Origin of the sequence: Flavobacterium sp., from assembly GCF_036405015.1 — a bacterium.
In the GTDB taxonomy this organism is placed as follows: Bacteria; Bacteroidota; Bacteroidia; order Flavobacteriales; family Flavobacteriaceae; genus Flavobacterium.
In genome coordinates, this window is sequence record NZ_DASWYK010000131.1 from 1 (window position 1) to 17,420 (window position 17,420).

Here is a 17,420-nt window from a genome sequence, read left to right on the forward strand (position 1 = left end):
ATGGAGAGTATGAAGAAGTTTTATAAATGCCTAAAAAAAAATGTATGGAAAAAAAATAAAAAAGAAACTTTTTAAAATTCCAGACAGGTTAAAATCACCTGATCTTTTGCTCCGACTTCTTTTGTAATACAATAGTGTCATTTACTAAGCAATCCAAAATGTGAAAGTAAAATGAAAAAATCTGAAGAAATCAAAACTGAAAAAGACTAACTCAATAAAGTCATTCGCTCAGTAGAAAATATTTGCATGAAAAACAGATGAATGTTTTTACAAGTAAATAAATGAGAGTGTCACATCACACTTCTATAGTTTCAAATTATTAATCTAAAAAAGGTATTGAGAAATTAAAAAAGCGATTCAAATTCACTAAAAGTGAAACATAAAATTTTATAACAACTAACTAACCGATAAACCATATGAAAGTGAAATATTATATATTTTTTCTAGGACTATTATTATGTATGCCAATTTACGGGCAGCAACAGAAAGAAATTAAAGGGAAAATTACAGATGGTTTAGGATTGCCCTTGCCAGGAGTAAATATTGTTGAAAAAGGAACTACAAATGGAGTTCAAAGTGATTTAGATGGTAAATTTTCATTAAGAGTAAAAAATGAAAAAGCAGTATTAGTGGTTACTTACATCGGTTTTAAAACAAAAGAAATTTTGTTAAACGCACAGAATACTATTTCAATTAAATTAGAAGAAGATTCAGCCAAATTAGATGAAGTGGTGGTTGTGGGCTACGGTTCTGTCAAGAAAAAAGATTTGACGGGATCAGTAGTTTCTGTTGGTGCTGATAAGTTGGAAGGCCGATCAAATGTCAATGCACTTCAATCACTTGGAGGACAGGCGTCTGGTGTTCAAATTATACAGTCACAAGGTGCTCCAGGTCTTGCTCCCACAGTAAAAATACGTGGTGCTTCTTCTATAAATGCAGGAACTACCCCTCTTTATGTTATAGATGGTATTCCGTTAGAAGATAATACAACAAACTCAACGGATACAGGAATTAGTGGCGGTAGTAATTTAAGTTTTAACCGAAACCCATTGAATTCTATTAACCCTAACGATATTGAGTCGATAGATATTTTGAAAGACGCATCTTCTGCTGCCATTTATGGTTCTAGAGGAGCAAATGGTGTTGTGATCATTACGACAAAGCAAGGGAAAGCGGGTAAGACCAAAATTGATGCAATTTTTGAGTCTGGAGTTTCAAAAGTCAACCGTAAGGTGAACATGATGAATGCCTCAGAATTTATTGCTTATAATACAGCTGCAAGAAATAATTCGTGGGCGACAATTGTTGCTGCAAATCCATCGGCTACAAGAAGTCTTAGTGTAACGGTTCCTACAGAATTCTCTGATCCAGCCTGGATTGCCCGTATCGGACAAGGAACTGACTGGCAGGATGTAGCATTAAGAACTGCCATTAACACAAATTTTCAGTTGTCGGCTTCTGGAGGAACTGAGAAAACACAATTTATGACATCATTGGGTTATATAAATTCAGAAGGTGTAGTAGATAGTAATACGTATGAAAGAATTAATGTGAGATCAAATCTGAAACATAAGTTTAATGATAAAGTTCGTATGGGTGTGAATATTGGTCTTAGCCAGATAAAAGAAGCTCCATATGGTACAGGCGGAAAAAGCGACGTAGTAGGTTTGGCCTTGCAAAGTGATCCATTTTTTCCTCTTTATGTTGAAACAGGAAGTCTTGGTTTTAAGGATCCTGCTTCAATATGGAATACATTTGCTAAATATGGCTTCCAGTTATGGCATCCGTATTCATTGACAAGAGAGGCAATCGCCAAAAAAAGAACCAATGTATCTATAATTACTTCTTTTCTTGAATGGGATGTTATGAAAGATTTGACTTTTAAAACTTCTTTGAGTTCTAATATCGAGAATACGGTTCATAATTTCTATTGGAATGCAGGTCAGAATTGGGGATACTCTGGATGGGTGCCAGCACAAGCTGATTTCAAAACACTGCAATCTAACAATTGGATTTCGGAAAGTACACTGAATTACAATAAGAAATTTAATGAAAACCATAATTTGAATGTTTTAGCAGGGTTTTCGGCTCAAGAACAACGTACCGATTTGAGCAGTATGACAGCTGGAAATTTCCCAAATGATTTAGTGCATACTTTGAATGCTGGTGTTGTGAATGCTGGTAATACTTTTTCAGAAGAATGGTCATTACTTTCTTATTTGGCTCGTGCCAATTATTCATATAAAGGTAAATATCTCGTAACTGCAGCAATTCGAGCTGATGGCTCTTCTCGTTTTGGAGCCAATAATAAATGGGGGTATTTCCCATCAGGATCGTTGGCATGGCGAATTTCTGAAGAATCTTTTCTAAAGGAGTCTACTTGGTTGAATAATTTGAAAGTTAGGTTAAGCTACGGAGAAACGGGTAACAATTCGATTCCAAACTACGGATCTATTGGCGTATTAGGTTATAGCCCGTATGTGAGTTCTGGAACGGTAAACCAGGGTATTTACACCTCAAATTTTGCTGATAAAAATTTAAAATGGGAAAAAACAGGTCAAACCAACTTTGGGGTTGATGTAAGTGTTTTTAATGGCCGTGTGAAATTTACAGGAGACATTTATTATTCAAAAACCAAAGATTTGCTGCTGAATGTGCCTATTCCAATTATTTCTGGTTTTTCTTCTACTTTAACGAATATAGGGGAGCTTGAAAACAGAGGATTTGAAGTAAGTCTTAGTACAATTAATATAGATCGAAAATTCAAATGGAGTACTGATTTTAACATTTTTGCCAACCGAAATAAAGTCTTAAAATTGGGTGCAAACAATGCTCCAATAGATATCAATGTCAGCAGTATGACATCACGAACAGCTGTAGGTCAGCCAGTAGGAATGTATTACGGTTATATTATTGATGGTGTAATTATGTCACAAGCAGAGTTGAACAGCAAAGCATATCCTGTGTGGCCAGGCAGTGAAGCTGGTGATCCAAGAGTAAGAGATGTCAACAACGATGGTAAAATTAATTCTGACGACCGAACTTATTTGGGTAACTATCAGCCTGATTTTCAATGGGGCTTGACGAATAATTTTTCTTATTCAGGATTTGAACTTTCTGTCTTGTTACGCGGTTCACAAGGAGGAGAAATTCTTAACCATAGTGCTCGATATTTGAAATCTGGCGTGGGTGGAGGTAATCGTAACATGTATTCTGTGGTAAACAATTACTGGAAATCTGATGCGGATCCAGGAAACGGAATGATTCCTAAACCTCGTATGACGCCAAACACGGTTCAAGATTTTGGTTCAAGTTACTGGGTTGAAGATGGATCATTTGTTCGTATCCAAAATATTCGTCTAGGGTATAACTTACCGAAAAGCTTAGTTGAAAAATTGAAGATAAACAACATAAAGTTATATGTAAATATGGAGAATGTACACGTGTTCTCTAAATATTTAGGATATGATCCAGAAGGTAGTACTTACCAATCTGGATCATTGGTAGGATTTGATTATGGAGCTTATCCAAATCCTTTTACTGCTACTATGGGACTAAATGTTAGTTTTTAAAAATCGAAGAAAATCATTTAAAACTTAAGAAAATGAAAAAAATTATAACAATGCTTTTTTGTAGCTTATTTCTGTTCGGATGTAGTTCAGATTTTTTAGATAAAGCCCCTATTTCAAATGCTAATGAAGATAATTTCTATAAATCTCAGAAAGATATTGAAACGGCACTATGGTCTGCTTACAATTCGCTTTATCTTTTATATGGTCCAGAAAGTCTTCCATCGTTCTATGGTGAGTTAATGTCTGATAATGCCTATAACGATAGCGCTTCTGGAAGAGTGCAAGATTACGAAAGCTTCGAATTACATACGATGAAAATCGATAATGAGTTGGTATTTAATTTCTGGAACAACTATTATAAGTCAATCTATATTGTAAATAATATTATTGCCAGTGCCGAAAGACTTGATTTTGCCAATCGAGATGCCTTAATCGGAGAAGCCAAGTTTTTACGTTCCTTATATTATTTTGATATGGTTCGTACTTGGGGTGATGTACCATTGGTTACAACTCCAATCACTATTGCTCAAGCTTATGCACAAGCACGTACACCAAAGAATGAAGTGTATGATCAAATTATTAAAGATCTTGATTTTGCAGCAGCCAAATTACCAATAAAAACAAGTCAGCGTTTTGTTGGAGCTGCAAGTCAGGAAGCTGCTAATACGTTGTTAGGCAAAGTTTATCTAACGATAGGCGATAAAGCAAAAGCAACTGAAACTTTATTGAAAGTGTATGGCAAGTTTAGTTTAGTGCCTTATGCCGATTTATGGGATTTAACTAAGAAAAATGGTGCATCCTCTATTTTTGAGATTCAATATAAAGGAGGCATATCCAATCCATACAGTTTGTATTGGGCGATGTTTACTCCAGTTGATAATCGTGTGGTTACAGCTTGGGGAGGAGGATTCAATCAAGTTGCTGATGATTTATGGAATGCCTACGAAACAAATGACCCAAGGAGAGATATTTCTATTCAAAATGGATATAAAACTCCTAATGGTTCAACTGTTAATGTGAAATTTACAGTTAAGTGGAAAGATGCAAAAGCTCCTGTTAATGGTTTAAGAGAAGCCTCGGATAATAACTTTATCATCCTTCGCTATGCAGACGTTCTTCTAATGCTAACAGAAGCAACTTCGGATCCAAAGTACCTGAATGAAGTTCGTGCCCGTGTTGGATTACCAGCTTACGGAACAGCAGGTTATCCAACTAAGTACAATACAGTGGCGCTTGCACTGGAACATGAATCTCAAGTAGAATTTGCATGTGAATTCCATCGTTGGTTTGATTTAATTAGAACAGGAAGAGCTATTCCAGTAATTAAGAGTAGCAGTAAAAATATCACGCTTACAGAAGCGCAATTATTATTGCCTATTCCATTTTTGGTAATTAATCAAAATCCAAATGTTATTACGCAAAATGAGGCTTACAAATAAGATGATCGTTAAAGATTAATGCTCGTTTGATAAAGTGTGGACTATTTTAAGACGCCAGTAGGCCACAAGTTCAAAAGTTTGCATTTGGTTTTGTAATTAGTTTGATTGAAATGAGCCCTATATTGGGGCTCATTTTGTTTAGATGGAATGTTTTTTTAATTTTAAAATTTTAAAAGTAACCTGAACTGCTCAGATAAAAAAGTTCTTATTCAGGATACGAGACAATGCTAACGAATTAAAATAAATAATCATAATGAAGATATCTAATTCACAATTTACAAGATACGAAGAGAATAATAATGTGTGGTTGTCTCAAAAGAGCGGCGAGGAATTTAATTTTACTGATTATGGCATAGTTCCTACTGTTCTTGGAAGTGAAGCAGCCGTAGGTCAGGCAATGTTAAATGAACTGTACAAAACTGCAGCATCAAAAGAGGGGGATATTAATATTGCACTTCTTGGTGGTAGAGGAGCGCAGGAGTTGCACCGTTTGCTTGGAGACTTAGCCAAATCGACAGAGCAAGACCATTTACTTGCAAGACTGAATGTGTTTACTCAGGATGCGCTTGCTCCATTGAGTATGAATAATGGTTTAAGTTTTGTGAGAGATTTTGAGCGTATTTTAGGTGATGCCTTTTTCAAAAAGATCAAAAGTTTTACACCAATTCAAACAGATACAGAAGATTTAGAGTCCGCACTTGTACAGTATTTGACTAAATTGGAAGAATTAGGAGGTTTGGACATCTTTTTTATAGGTCATGGTCCCGAAGAAAATCATGCATCACATTTGGCTTACATTAAACCTTTTTCTGGAGCAAAAAGTGAACATATTGCAGGGATAATTCCAATATCTAATAGCATTTTGGAGCATCACATTAGTAAGTTTAAAGCGGGCGGAAGCCTTATAAATGAAAGTGATGAAAAAGAATGTCGATCTGCGAAATATATTCTCACTTTAGGTCCAGCAGCCATATTACAAGCCAAGAAGATCGTTCAGTCTGTAGTAGATGCTGATTCTGCCCCTGCTAAAGTTCAGACTTACGCAAACGTAATTAATACACAGTTGAGTTCAGATACAGATCAATTATTACAACAATTAAATGCAAATCCAGGGTTATGGATAAGATTGCATTCAAATACTAAATCTTTTGTGCTACCTAATTTAGGTCTTTAATAATTGATTTAATGATAAACTAAAAAGCTTCAGATATCACTGAAGCTTTTTTTAGTATGAGGGCAAATTTTATTTCAATTTAAACTATTTCCTTTTTTATTTTTTCCTTCCAGCCCAAATATCCATTAGCAGGCAATTGATTTTCAAGATTGGCTGAAACGGTTTCGGTATGGTTTTTAACAAGGGGTGTAAGCTGTTCAATACTGCTGAAAACGCCACTTTTTAATCCAGATAAATAAGCTGCTCCTAAAGCAGACACATCTGAATTTTGTTGTTTATTTAGAGAGATACCTAATAAATCTGCTAGATAATGAATTACAAATTCATTTTGAGTCATTCCTCCGTTTACAGAAATAGATTTTAAAGAGGCTTTCATGTCTTTTGCCATAGCTTCCGTCACGTCTTTTATTTGATAAGGAATACTTTCTAGAGCGGCTCTTACAATGTGATTTTTTGTTGTTCCAAAGGTCATGCCTTCAATCGAGGCTTTTCGACTCATTTGCCAATGTGGCGCACCTAATCCGCTAAAAGCAGGAATTAAATAAACTCCCGCATTGTCAGCAATTGATGTTGCCATTGTTGCTGTTTCGCTCACATGAGAGAATAATTGCAATTCGTTTTTCAGCCATTCAATTGTAGAACCACAAGAAACTATTGCACCTTCTAGAGCGTAATCTACTCGATCTTCTGTACTCCAGCAAATAGTGGTAAGCATTCCCGAATTAGATAAAACAGCTTCATTACCAATATTCATCATAATGGAGCTTCCTGTTCCAAGTGTAACTTTTGCAGTGCCTTTTTCAAAACAGCCTTCTCCAAAAGTGGCCGCATGCGAATCTCCAATTAACGCAGTGATCGGAATTGAAATAGGATGATTATCGTTTAAAATCTGTTTCAAATCAAATTCGCCAAAATCATTTGATGAAGGGCAGGCAAGAGGAAGATTTAAGTTCCTCAATCCCCATTTTTCAAGAATCTCAGTATCCCATTTTAGGGTATTAATATTAAAGAGTAACGTTCTTGAAGCATTTGTATAATCGGTTTTAAATTGATTTCCATTAGTCAATTTATATAAAAGCCAGCAATCGACTGTTCCAAAATACACTTCTCCATTTTCAACTTTTTCTTTTAATACAGCATCATTTTGTAGCAACCAAAGTAATTTAGTGCCCGAAAAATAAGGGTCTAATAACAATCCTGTTTTTTGCTTGATAAAATCGTTTTGTCCTTTCTCGATCAACTTAGTACAAACAGTAATGGAACGCTTACAAGCCCAAACCACAGCAGGAGACAGTGCTTTTCCATCTTTATCCCAAAGCACGAAAGTTTCTCTTTGATTACTAATACCACACGAAACGATATCTTTTAATTCAAAACCCTGATTGGTAAAATTGTCTAAACAAAGGCGGGCAGAATCGAGAACATTCTGGTAAATATCTTCTGGATTTTGCTCGACAAAACCATTATCAAAATAATTCGTTTTTAGATCTACACTGCCTTTGGAAACAGCTTGCCCTAATTCGTCAAAAAGTATGGTTTTGGTACTGCTCGTACCTTGGTCAATAGCTAGAATATATTTTTTCATTTATCTTTTGCAGTAAAAATTGATTTTTGACAATCTTGGATTTAAGATTGTTTAGAATGATATAAAAATATTATTGAAGCCACTCCCAGCGTTTAGCCCAATCTAAAAGGACATCGCTTCTCCATTTTAGAACTGTTTTACCACCTTGCCAAATACCGTCGTAAAGTTCAGGATTTGGTCGGTCTGTATACCAATTTTTGCCTAAATTATAGTCTGTTGTATTGTGTTTTCCTGGCCAAAGATTGCTTACGAAGAAAGATCCTGTTTGGGTTTCAAAGCCTGGAATGTTCGAAGTTACGGTGTAGTTTACTGTTTCAGTTTGTTTTGGCGAATATCTGATAACATAATTTCCATCGCCAAGATAAAATCCGTCCCATTTTTGTTCTCCAATTTTCGCCTTAACAGCCATTGTAATGCAAGCTGAATCTTTGGGAATATTGTTTACGATTGGACCTTTAAAATGAAATTCCATTACAGAAAAAACGGGTACAGTGTCTTGAGCTGTGGTATTTCTTTTAAAAATTATTCTTGGACTGTGCTGAAACTTTACATAACTGCCGCCCCAGCTTTCTTTGGTAGGATCGTTAGGATCTCCGTCCATCATATAGAGAAGTGATGGAGTATCGCCCATTTTAAGTTTTCCTTCGTAGCGATTGTTTTCATAATCTTTACCTAAAAAACCAGCTTGCTTAATATAGTTTTTATAGTAATTTTTTCCATTTAAGTTTTCGGCAACATTATCTGAGAAAAAGCCATAATAAGACGAATTAGATTCTATAAACCAAAGATTTGGAAAATTCTCAGCTATATAAGCATAACTGTTTGCGCTCCATTTTTTGTTGGGTCCGCCTATAAAGAATACTTTAATGTTTTTCTGAATTTCTGGTTTATCATGCAATGCCTGTGCTAAATCTTCAAGGCCTCCCCAAACCAATATCCAAAGAGGTTGCTTGCTTTTTTTTAGCGCACATTTGATAATCCAGTCAGAACCTTCTGTTGAGGTTTTAAACCCTTTGTATGGAGCAGCGCCTTTTCTTCCTTGTTTTGTTATCGAACGCAGATATTTTGGAGAAGCTAAACCTTTAACATGCTTTTCTAGTTTTGGAAGATCTTTTTCATACAAACCTATAGTTCGCAATATTTCTTCCTTATTGCCATCGCCGTACGAAGGAGAAGAAACCAGTCCTTCAAAATCAAATTTTTCACTGTACATCAACAGATGAATCATAGATTGGTTGTCGTCGGGATCGGTACCTCCAATATCTGTGCTTACTAAGACTCGAGGTTTAATGGGGACTGGTTTTTGTGCTATTGAAACGGTATAAATAGTACAAAATAGAATTGTGAAAATTAGTTTTTTCATGTTTTTTAACTAAGAAGATAATGACTTTTTATTTGTTTTTCTGATTCATTTTATCAATGATAACTGCTAATAAAATAACAAATCCTTTTACGACTTGTTGCCAAAAAGGCGATACATCAAGTAAAACCAATCCGTTGTTTAAAACACCAATAATTATGGCGCCTATAACAGTTCCTGTAACGGTACCAATACCGCCTGAAAGTGATGTTCCTCCAATAACCACAGCTGCAATTGAATCCAATTCGTAACTTGTACCAGCATTTGGCTGCGCTGAATTAAGTCGAGAAGTAACTAAAACACCGCCTACAGCAGCCATCATTCCAGCAATTCCATAAACAGTTAGTTTAACTTTGTTGATGTCTATACCTGCTAGAAATGCGGCTCTTTCATTACCGCCAATAGCGTAAATATATCTTCCAAAAGTTGTTTTTTTAGTTAAAAAGAGGACAATCATTACCATAAAAATGGAAATCCATACTGGTGCAGGAATTCCTAAAATCCATCCAGAACCAATAAATTCAAATTCAGTACCTAAATTAGAAATAGGAATTCCTTCTGTATAAAGCATTGTTAGTCCGCGAGCTATAGTTAGCATTGCCAAAGTAGCTACAAAAGGAGGAATGGAAAATTTGGTAATTACCCAACCATTGAAAAGCCCTAAGGCTAAACCAATAAGAATGGATACTAAAATCGCCCCTAAAACGGAAAAGCCAACAAATAAATCCATAGATTCAAAAGAGAGTCCGTTTTTTAACAAACCGGCACAAACTGCGGCGGTAAAACCTAAGACAGAACCTACGGAAAGATCAATTCCTGCCATTAAAACGACTAAAGTCATTCCGACAGAAATACATACATTCACAGATATTTGTCTTAATACATTCCAAAGATTGGCGCTGGTCATGAATTTGTCCGACAGTAAGCTAAAAAGCAAACATAAAAGAAATAGCGCAATCAAGGATTGCGATTTTTTAATAAGAGGGTGGTTTAAGGAGATAGTCATAGTAATAGTAAGTGTTAGTCTGGTAAGGCCGATTTTAGTAAAATATCTTCGGTAGCTTCGGCCGCTAAATAGGAAGCTTTGATTTTCCCTTCTGCCATTACTAAAACCCGATCCGAAAGAGCAAGTATTTCGGGAATTTCAGACGAAACTAATAAAATACTCATGTGGTCAGCTGCGAGTTCTTTTATCAGGTTGTAAATTTCGCTTTTGGCATTAATATCAATTCCGCGGGTAGGCTCATCCATCATTAGAATTTGAGGATTGGTCGAGAGCCATTTTGCAAGAACTACTTTTTGTTGGTTACCGCCGCTTAAATTTTGGCATAACTGCATTTCAGACGGTGTCTTGATACGTAACTTTTCAATATAATTTTTCGAAGAATTTTTTTCTTTTAACTGATCCAAAAAACCAGAAACTGGTAGGTTTGTTAAACTGATATTAGACGAAATATCCATTCCTAAAATCAGTCCTTCTGTTTTACGGTCTTCGGTTACAAAAGCTAATCCGTTTTCAATAGCTTCTTTTGGTTTTTTGTGAAATGCGTTTTTTTGATTAATTTCTAAGTTATAAGTGCTATGTGCTGGATACATGCCAAACAAAGTTTCCAAAAGTTCGGTTCTGCCGGCTCCCATCAAACCAAATATTCCTAAAACTTCTCCTTTTTTTAATTCAAAAGAAATATCATGAAGAAGTTTTCTTTTTTTGTCATTTGGATGAACGAGGTTGAGGTTGTCAACTTTTAAAATGGTATTTTGAAATTGATTCTGGACGCATTTTTTATCAATGAGAACATCACGGCCTACCATTTTTCGAATTAATTCGTTTTCGGTAGTATCTTTCATTTCTCCTTCATCTATGCTGTTTCCGTCTCTTAAAACAGTGTAGTTTTCAGCAATTTTAAACAATTCATCCATTTTATGAGAAATGTAAACAATCGTTTTGTTTTCTTTTTTTAGCTCATAAATAATGCGGTGGAGATTGTCTATTTCTTTGTCGCTTAGGGCAGAAGTAGGTTCATCCATTAAAATGACATCGGCATTACAGAGAAGCGCTTTTGCAATTTCAATTAATTGTTGTTCTCCTACTTTTAGGTGTTGTACCAAGGTTTTTGGAGAAACATTTAATTGAATTTTTTCAAAAATACGTTTGGCTTCCATTTCCATTTTTGCTGTGTCTAAAATTCCAAGTGGAGTTAAAATTTCTCTTCCTAAAAATAAATTTTGGGTTACACTGAGTTCAGGAATTAGGTTTAATTCTTGATGAATAATGGCAATACCCGCATTTTGTGCATCTTTTATATTTGAAAACGAAACTTTTTCTCCGTTTAAATGAATTTCACCATCGTATTGGGTGTAAACACCAGTCAGAATTTTTAGCAGAGTCGATTTCCCCGCGCCATTTTCTCCCAATATGGCATTGACTTTTCCAGGATAAAATTTAAAATTAACCTGATTAAGCGCTTTAACACCTGGGAATTCTTTCGATATGTTTATTGCTTGTAACAAATTACTGAAGTTTAATTTGTGATGGAATCATTAAAAGGTCAGTAAACAAAGTCTGTTTTTTACTTAATTTAATTGCTCCTGAGAAAGAAATACTGTCTCCCACTTTTAGATTTTTAATCTGTTTTGGAATGACTTCATTTCGAACAATTTCATTTAAGTTTTCAGATACTTTGTTGAATTGTGCATTGGTTTTAAAATCGGTTAGTTTTACTAAACCTGAAGCGTCTCGTAAATCATTTCCGAAAATGTATTTAGTATCAATAAATACAACACCATTTTTTTCGTTAGCAACAGTGTAAATCCCATCTTTGATATCGATGATTTTTCCAGTGCTTTTAATCATAAAATAGGCTGAGTTTCCTATTCCTAATCTATTTCCAAAGTTTTTAAAAGCAGCATTTTGATCTAATTTTAGTGAAGAAATTAAATTGCTTAAATCAATCGTTTTTTTGCTTTTTAAAATGCCTTTGTAATAAATAGAATCAGCGTAAGCTTTGAAGTCAAAAGATTCTTTTTTTGCTTTCTTAACTTCGCTCAGTTTTTTAAAATAAACAGAATTATATCCTAAAAGAGCTATTACGACAATTCCTAAAATATAGAGATACTTTCTTTTCATCTTTAATAGTCTTTTATGTTTGATGCATTGACCAGTTCAACTTCTACAGGAACTCGTTGCGGAAAATCTTTTCTTCCCTTAAAATACTCATCTGCAAATTGAGCTGCTGTCTGAGCCATTACTTTAGGAAACTGCATTCCTGTAGCGACAATTTTCTTTTCTCTAATTTTTTCAACTACATCGTTTGCGCCGTCGAATCCAAAGATTTTTACTTTGTATTCTTTTCCTGCCGCTTGTAAAGCTTGAAAAGCGCCCATTGCCATAGCATCGTTACCACAAAAAACAGCATCGATATCTGGATTTGCCTGCATGATGGTTTCTAAAACTTCCATTGCTTTAGTTCGGTCGAAATTACCGCTCTGTTGCGCTACCATTTTTAGATTAGGAAAATTATCTACAACCGAATGAAATCCGCCCGATCTAGCCCAAGTATTGTTATCTCCTACAAGTCCTAAGATTTCGACATATTTTCCTTTTTCTTTTAATTCTTTTACAAATTCAATTCCGATAGAAACACAGCCTGAATAATTGTCTGAGAGAATCTGACTCGTAGCGGCATCATCTACATTTACTTCTCTGTCCATGCAAAAGACGGGTATTCCTGCAGTTTTAGCCTTTAAAATACTCGAAATAGAACCGTCAGAATCTGTTGGATTTAAAAGAATAGCATCATATCCAGAAGAAATAAGATTTTCAAAATTATCCGATTCGATAGCTGGATTATTTTGAGAATCAAATATTTTGGCTTCATAACCTAATTTACGGGCATCCGCAGCCGCTGATTCTGCCAACATTACAAACCACGGATTATTTAATGTGGAAACCACAACTGCAATTTTAGGTTTTTCAGCTTTTTCTTTTGAAGAACAGCCTAAAATTAAAAGCATCATTACGATTACTAAAGAAAGGTGTCTTATTTTCATAAGCTTAATAGATTTAAGGCAGTATTTTTTAGCCCATCAGCAGATATGCCATAATGATTGAAAATTTCGTTTTGCGAACCAGATACAGTATGATCATCTGGCAATCCTACAATTTTAAATTTATTAGAGCATCCGTTTTGAAATAATAAAGAAGTTACTGCTTCGCCTAATCCTCCATTTACGGAATGTTCTTCAACAGTAATAATAGGTTTATTATTTCCAGCTGTAGCCAATAACAATTCGGTATCCAAAGGTTTAATGGTATGAAGACTTATTATTTTACAACTAATATTATATTCTTTTTCCAGAAGTTTAGCCGCTTCTACACAAGGAAGTACCGCTTCTCCAGTGGCAATAAAACTCAGGTCGTTTCCTTCCTGAATGATGCGTCCTTTGCCTATTTTGAAATCTGTTTTATCTGGGTTCAGATTTGCAGGCATCGCCTTTTTTCCAAAACGAAGGTAGATAGGGCTTTTCATTTCGGCCGCCTGTTTGATAGCTTCTGCAGTTTCATAATTGTCTGCAGGCGCTACAATGGTAATGTTATTAATAGCTCTCAACACTGCATAATCATGTAAACTGTGATGTGTAGTTCCTAAAGCGCCATAACTTACTCCCGCACTAATACCAATTAATTTTACAGCATTATCAGAGTAAGCAACATCGTTTTTAATTTGCTCCAATGCGCGTGCCGTAAGAAAACAGGCTGGAGATACAGCAAAAGCTTTTTTACCCATACTTGCCAATCCTGTGGCAACGCCAACAAGATTCTGCTCGGCAATACCGACTTCAATAATTTGTTCTGGGTATTTCTGGCCAAACGGTACCAGTTTTCCCGAACCACGAGAATCACTCGTAACCACTATGATATCTCTATCGGTGGCGGCTAAGGATTGAAGAGTTTCAGAAAAAACTTCGAGATTAGCAGTGTTAATTGTATTTATTTCTACCATTTTTTAGATAGTTTCAAGTTCTTGTAATTGAATGTCTAATTCTTTTATAGCTAAATCATATTGTTCCTCTGAGGGAACTCCGTGATGCCATTTCAAAACGTTTTCCATATAACTAACTCCTTTTCCCTTAGTTGTATGTGCGATTATAAAACTCGGTTTTCCACTTTCTAAAGGCAAATTATTAAGCGTTTGTGAAAGCTCTTCTAAATTATGGCCATCAACATGAGTTACCGCCCAGCCAAAGGCTTCCAATTTTTTATCGATAGGTTCCAATCCCATCACATCGGCGTTTGAAGCCGTAATTTGAAGTTTATTGTAATCTAGAATGGCTGCTAGATTATCTAATTTGTAATGCGCAGCAAACATCATAGCCTCCCAATTGGAACCTTCTGCCATTTCACCATCACCTAAAATGGTAAATACTTTTACGTCTGAATGGTCTATTTTTGCTGCTAAAGCTACTCCCGAACAAATCGATAAACCATGTCCTAATCCGCCTGTGTTTTGTTCAATACCCGGAATAGATTTAGTAGGATGTCCTATATATGGAGATTTGTATTGACACAATGAAAATAAATCTTCTTCAGGAAAAAATCCTTTATCGGCTAAAACTACATACAAAGCTTCAACACAATGTCCTTTGCTCTGAATAAACCTATCTCTGGTATTAGAATTAAAATTCTGTGGAGAAATGTTCATTACATTATTGTACAATACATTTAGAATATCCACAATAGACAAACTTCCTCCAGTATGACCAGCTTTGGCATTGTAGATATATTTGAGTATTTTTTTTCTACTCTCTATCGATTTTCGTTTTAATTCGGAAATATGCATCTTAATTCATTTAGTGTTTATAAACTTCCCAGCCCATATAATTTCCTAGGGCTTCTTCTAAGATTGCGGCAGTTTTCGAGGCGTTCATTACTACGTGGTGCTCAAATCCGTTTTTGCAGATATATTTCATTAACTCTTGAAGATTAGGTATTTGAGCTACAGCTCTATTTCCAAAAGTATTTAATGAGTCATCCGTAAGTTCGCCTTCGCCAATATAAACTTTAATGATACCTTTCGGGTCATCGGTACTAATTCTTCCATAAGTAAGAGGCATTGCAGGTGTTCTTCCGTCTAAGGCGCCATAAGTATTTTCAACTCCAACAGTAGTTCCTAAAATAGGAGCAGTACTTAATTGTATGTCTGGTAGAAATGATTTTGCCCAATTTCCACAATGAAATAAAACACATTTTTCAGGATCATCGGCGTAGTTGTTATTCCAATCTACGAGTGCACTTGGCGATCCCGAAGCCAATTGCATGGCATACATACTCAAAGTTCCTGTAACATCTACTTCACAGGCGCTTGGAAGCATATTTTCACTCATGATACTCATGCTTGTACACACATTACAACCATAGTTTTGTTGCAGTGAAGTCCAACATTGAATAGCTGTAGCGTCTAATGCATGTTCTTCCATAAACTCTTTCAGAACGACATCTAACTTTGCAATTTGAAGCATTGCTTCATTAGGAGTTTTACCTTGGGCAACATAAGCATTTATAGATTCTAAATGTTGTTTTACAGAAGCATCTTCTGCCGTTAATTTATTTGCTTTTCCTAAAATTTCAGATAAATCGGCAGTAGTTACTGTAATGCCGTTTCTTTGTAATATCTTCTCAGAATAGCGAACGGTATTAAAGGCACCAGGTCTAGCTCCGATAGCGCCAATGCGTACATTTCGCATTCCTTTAACCACTCTGCAAACAGCTGTAAAGTCCAGCAAGTCTTTTTGAAAAACTGGATCAGACGGACTCATAACGTGCTGACTTGTCAAAGAATATTTTATACCGTATTGGTATAAATTGTTGCAGACTGAAATTTTACCGCACCAGGAATCACGTCTATTAGCGACGTTAAGCTTATTTAATTCATCTGGGTAGGCCTGTATCAACACAGGAACATTTAAATTAGCGAGTTTTAAGGTATCGGCTACGCCTTTTTCATCTCCAAAATTAGGCAGTAAAACAAGTACTCCCATAATTTCATCCTGATGTTTTTTAAATAGATCAGCACATTTTTGAGCTTCTTTATAGGTTTCTACGCCACCCAGTTTAGTATCTGTGCTGTCTAATAAAATGGGTTTGATATTTAACTGAGTAAAAACTTCAATAATTTCAAATCTTGCCTTTTCTACTAAACTGTCTGGAAAAAAATCTCTGTTTCCAATTATTACTCCTAATGTTGATATTGCCATTCTTTTTTATTAAAGGGGTTTTGTATTTTATGCTACTATTACTTCAATTTCGTTGTCTCTAAAGACTTGTTTGTGTTTTTCTTCAATATTGTTATCAGTTATTATATAATCAATTAGCGAAAGAGCTCCTAAACTTGCCAGTGCACTTTTGCCTATTTTCGTGCTATCAGCAACGAGATACGTCACTTCTGCGGCTTCTATCATTGCTTTTTTTACAACCAAATCACTAATACTAGGATACGTAAGTCCTGCTTTTAACGATATTCCAGCTGTGGCTAAAAACAATTTCTGAACATTTAATCCCTTAAAAAAGTCAGCAGCTTTCTGTCCTGTGAGTGATAATGTTGGTGGTTTGAATTCTCCACCAGTCATGATAACCTCAATATCTGGATCTGTTCCTAATAACAATGCAATGTTTAATGCATTGGTAATTACGGTTAGCTGTTTTATTCCTTTTAGTCTTTTCGCAATTTCTGTTGTTGTCGAACCAGAATCTAAAATGATAGTATCTCCATTGTCAATAAATTCAAGACATTTTTCAGCAATTGCTGATTTCTTTTCAAGATTTTCCTGACGTTGTAGCGAAAAACTACGTACTTGATCTTCTACATTTTTTATGCTTGCTCCTCCATGTTCTTTCAGAATCAATCCTTCGCTATCTAGTTTTTCTAGATCTTGACGGATCGTTACTTCTGTGACTTTGAATAAACGAGCTAAATTGTTCACTTTAGCAAAACCATCTTCTTTTAAAAGGTCTAATATTTTTTCTCTTCTTTGATTGGCTAACATCTTATTAGTATTTTATAATTTGAATAACAAATATAGACAAAAGCAAAATAAATTAAGAGTAAACACAAAGTGAAAACGAATTAAACATAAGTCAAATGTAATAAAAAATAATTAAAACAAAAATAAAAGAAAGAAAAAGAAAATAAAAGAAAAATTTTTGAAAGATTTAGTAAGTTGATTTATGTGCTTAAATATATTTGATTTCTAAAAGTATGCTAGTTTTTATTTGGAAACAAAAGAATAGCTC

The 17,420-nt window shown here is 35.0% G+C and carries 13 protein-coding genes; 3 read left to right on the top strand and 10 right to left on the bottom strand.

Features of this window, described 5'->3' with window-relative positions; all coding sequences use genetic code 11:
- Window positions 1-416: 416 nt before the first annotated feature.
- From VGE71_RS10045 to VGE71_RS10055, 3 genes are all read left to right on the top strand, one after another.
- The gene (locus VGE71_RS10045; protein WP_331138211.1) at window positions 417-3,572 is read left to right on the top strand and encodes a TonB-dependent receptor; all 3,156 of its coding nucleotides are present in this window, start codon (window positions 417-419) and stop codon (window positions 3,570-3,572) included.
- A 32-nt stretch (window positions 3,573-3,604) separates the two neighbouring features.
- On the top strand, window positions 3,605-5,011 hold the full coding sequence (locus tag VGE71_RS10050; protein WP_331138212.1) for a RagB/SusD family nutrient uptake outer membrane protein: 1,407 nt from the start codon (window positions 3,605-3,607) through the stop codon (window positions 5,009-5,011).
- Window positions 5,012-5,264: 253 nt separating this feature from the next.
- Complete coding sequence (locus tag VGE71_RS10055; protein ID WP_331138213.1) at window positions 5,265-6,185, top strand: hypothetical protein; 921 nt, start codon at window positions 5,265-5,267, stop codon at window positions 6,183-6,185.
- Window positions 6,186-6,264: 79 nt separating this feature from the next.
- Here VGE71_RS10055 and VGE71_RS10060 read toward each other — a convergent pair whose 3' ends face one another.
- From VGE71_RS10060 to VGE71_RS10105, 10 genes are all read right to left on the bottom strand, one after another.
- Window positions 6,265-7,770: a glycerol kinase GlpK gene (locus VGE71_RS10060; RefSeq protein ID WP_331138214.1), complete on the bottom strand. Its 1,506-nt coding sequence runs from the start codon at window positions 7,768-7,770 to the stop codon at window positions 6,265-6,267.
- 70 nt (window positions 7,771-7,840) lie between these two features.
- Complete coding sequence (locus VGE71_RS10065; RefSeq protein ID WP_331138215.1) at window positions 7,841-9,133, bottom strand: nucleoside hydrolase-like domain-containing protein; 1,293 nt, start codon at window positions 9,131-9,133, stop codon at window positions 7,841-7,843.
- 28 nt (window positions 9,134-9,161) lie between these two features.
- Complete coding sequence (locus tag VGE71_RS10070; RefSeq protein ID WP_331138216.1) at window positions 9,162-10,037, bottom strand: ABC transporter permease; 876 nt, start codon at window positions 10,035-10,037, stop codon at window positions 9,162-9,164.
- Between the two features lie 113 nt (window positions 10,038-10,150).
- A complete protein-coding gene (locus VGE71_RS10075; protein WP_331138217.1) occupies window positions 10,151-11,641 on the bottom strand; it encodes a sugar ABC transporter ATP-binding protein in 1,491 nt (496 codons plus the stop codon).
- Window position 11,642: 1 nt separating this feature from the next.
- Window positions 11,643-12,257 carry a DUF2291 domain-containing protein gene (locus VGE71_RS10080; RefSeq protein ID WP_331138218.1) on the bottom strand — a complete coding sequence of 205 codons (615 nt, stop codon included), beginning with the start codon at window positions 12,255-12,257 and terminating at the stop codon, window positions 11,643-11,645.
- A 2-nt stretch (window positions 12,258-12,259) separates the two neighbouring features.
- Window positions 12,260-13,180: a D-ribose ABC transporter substrate-binding protein gene (locus VGE71_RS10085; protein WP_331138219.1), complete on the bottom strand. Its 921-nt coding sequence runs from the start codon at window positions 13,178-13,180 to the stop codon at window positions 12,260-12,262.
- Window positions 13,177-14,133: a transketolase family protein gene (locus VGE71_RS10090; protein ID WP_331138220.1), complete on the bottom strand. Its 957-nt coding sequence runs from the start codon at window positions 14,131-14,133 to the stop codon at window positions 13,177-13,179. The genes VGE71_RS10085 and VGE71_RS10090 overlap by 4 nt, the downstream gene beginning before the upstream one ends.
- Before the next feature lie 3 nt (window positions 14,134-14,136).
- The gene (locus VGE71_RS10095; RefSeq protein ID WP_331138221.1) at window positions 14,137-14,970 is read right to left on the bottom strand and encodes a transketolase; all 834 of its coding nucleotides are present in this window, start codon (window positions 14,968-14,970) and stop codon (window positions 14,137-14,139) included.
- A gap of 10 nt (window positions 14,971-14,980) precedes the next feature.
- On the bottom strand, window positions 14,981-16,384 hold the full coding sequence (locus VGE71_RS10100; protein WP_331138222.1) for an L-fucose/L-arabinose isomerase family protein: 1,404 nt from the start codon (window positions 16,382-16,384) through the stop codon (window positions 14,981-14,983).
- A gap of 27 nt (window positions 16,385-16,411) precedes the next feature.
- Entirely contained in the window at window positions 16,412-17,173 is a 762-nt protein-coding gene (locus VGE71_RS10105; protein ID WP_331138223.1) for a DeoR/GlpR family DNA-binding transcription regulator, read from the bottom strand.
- Window positions 17,174-17,420: the final 247 nt, after the last annotated feature.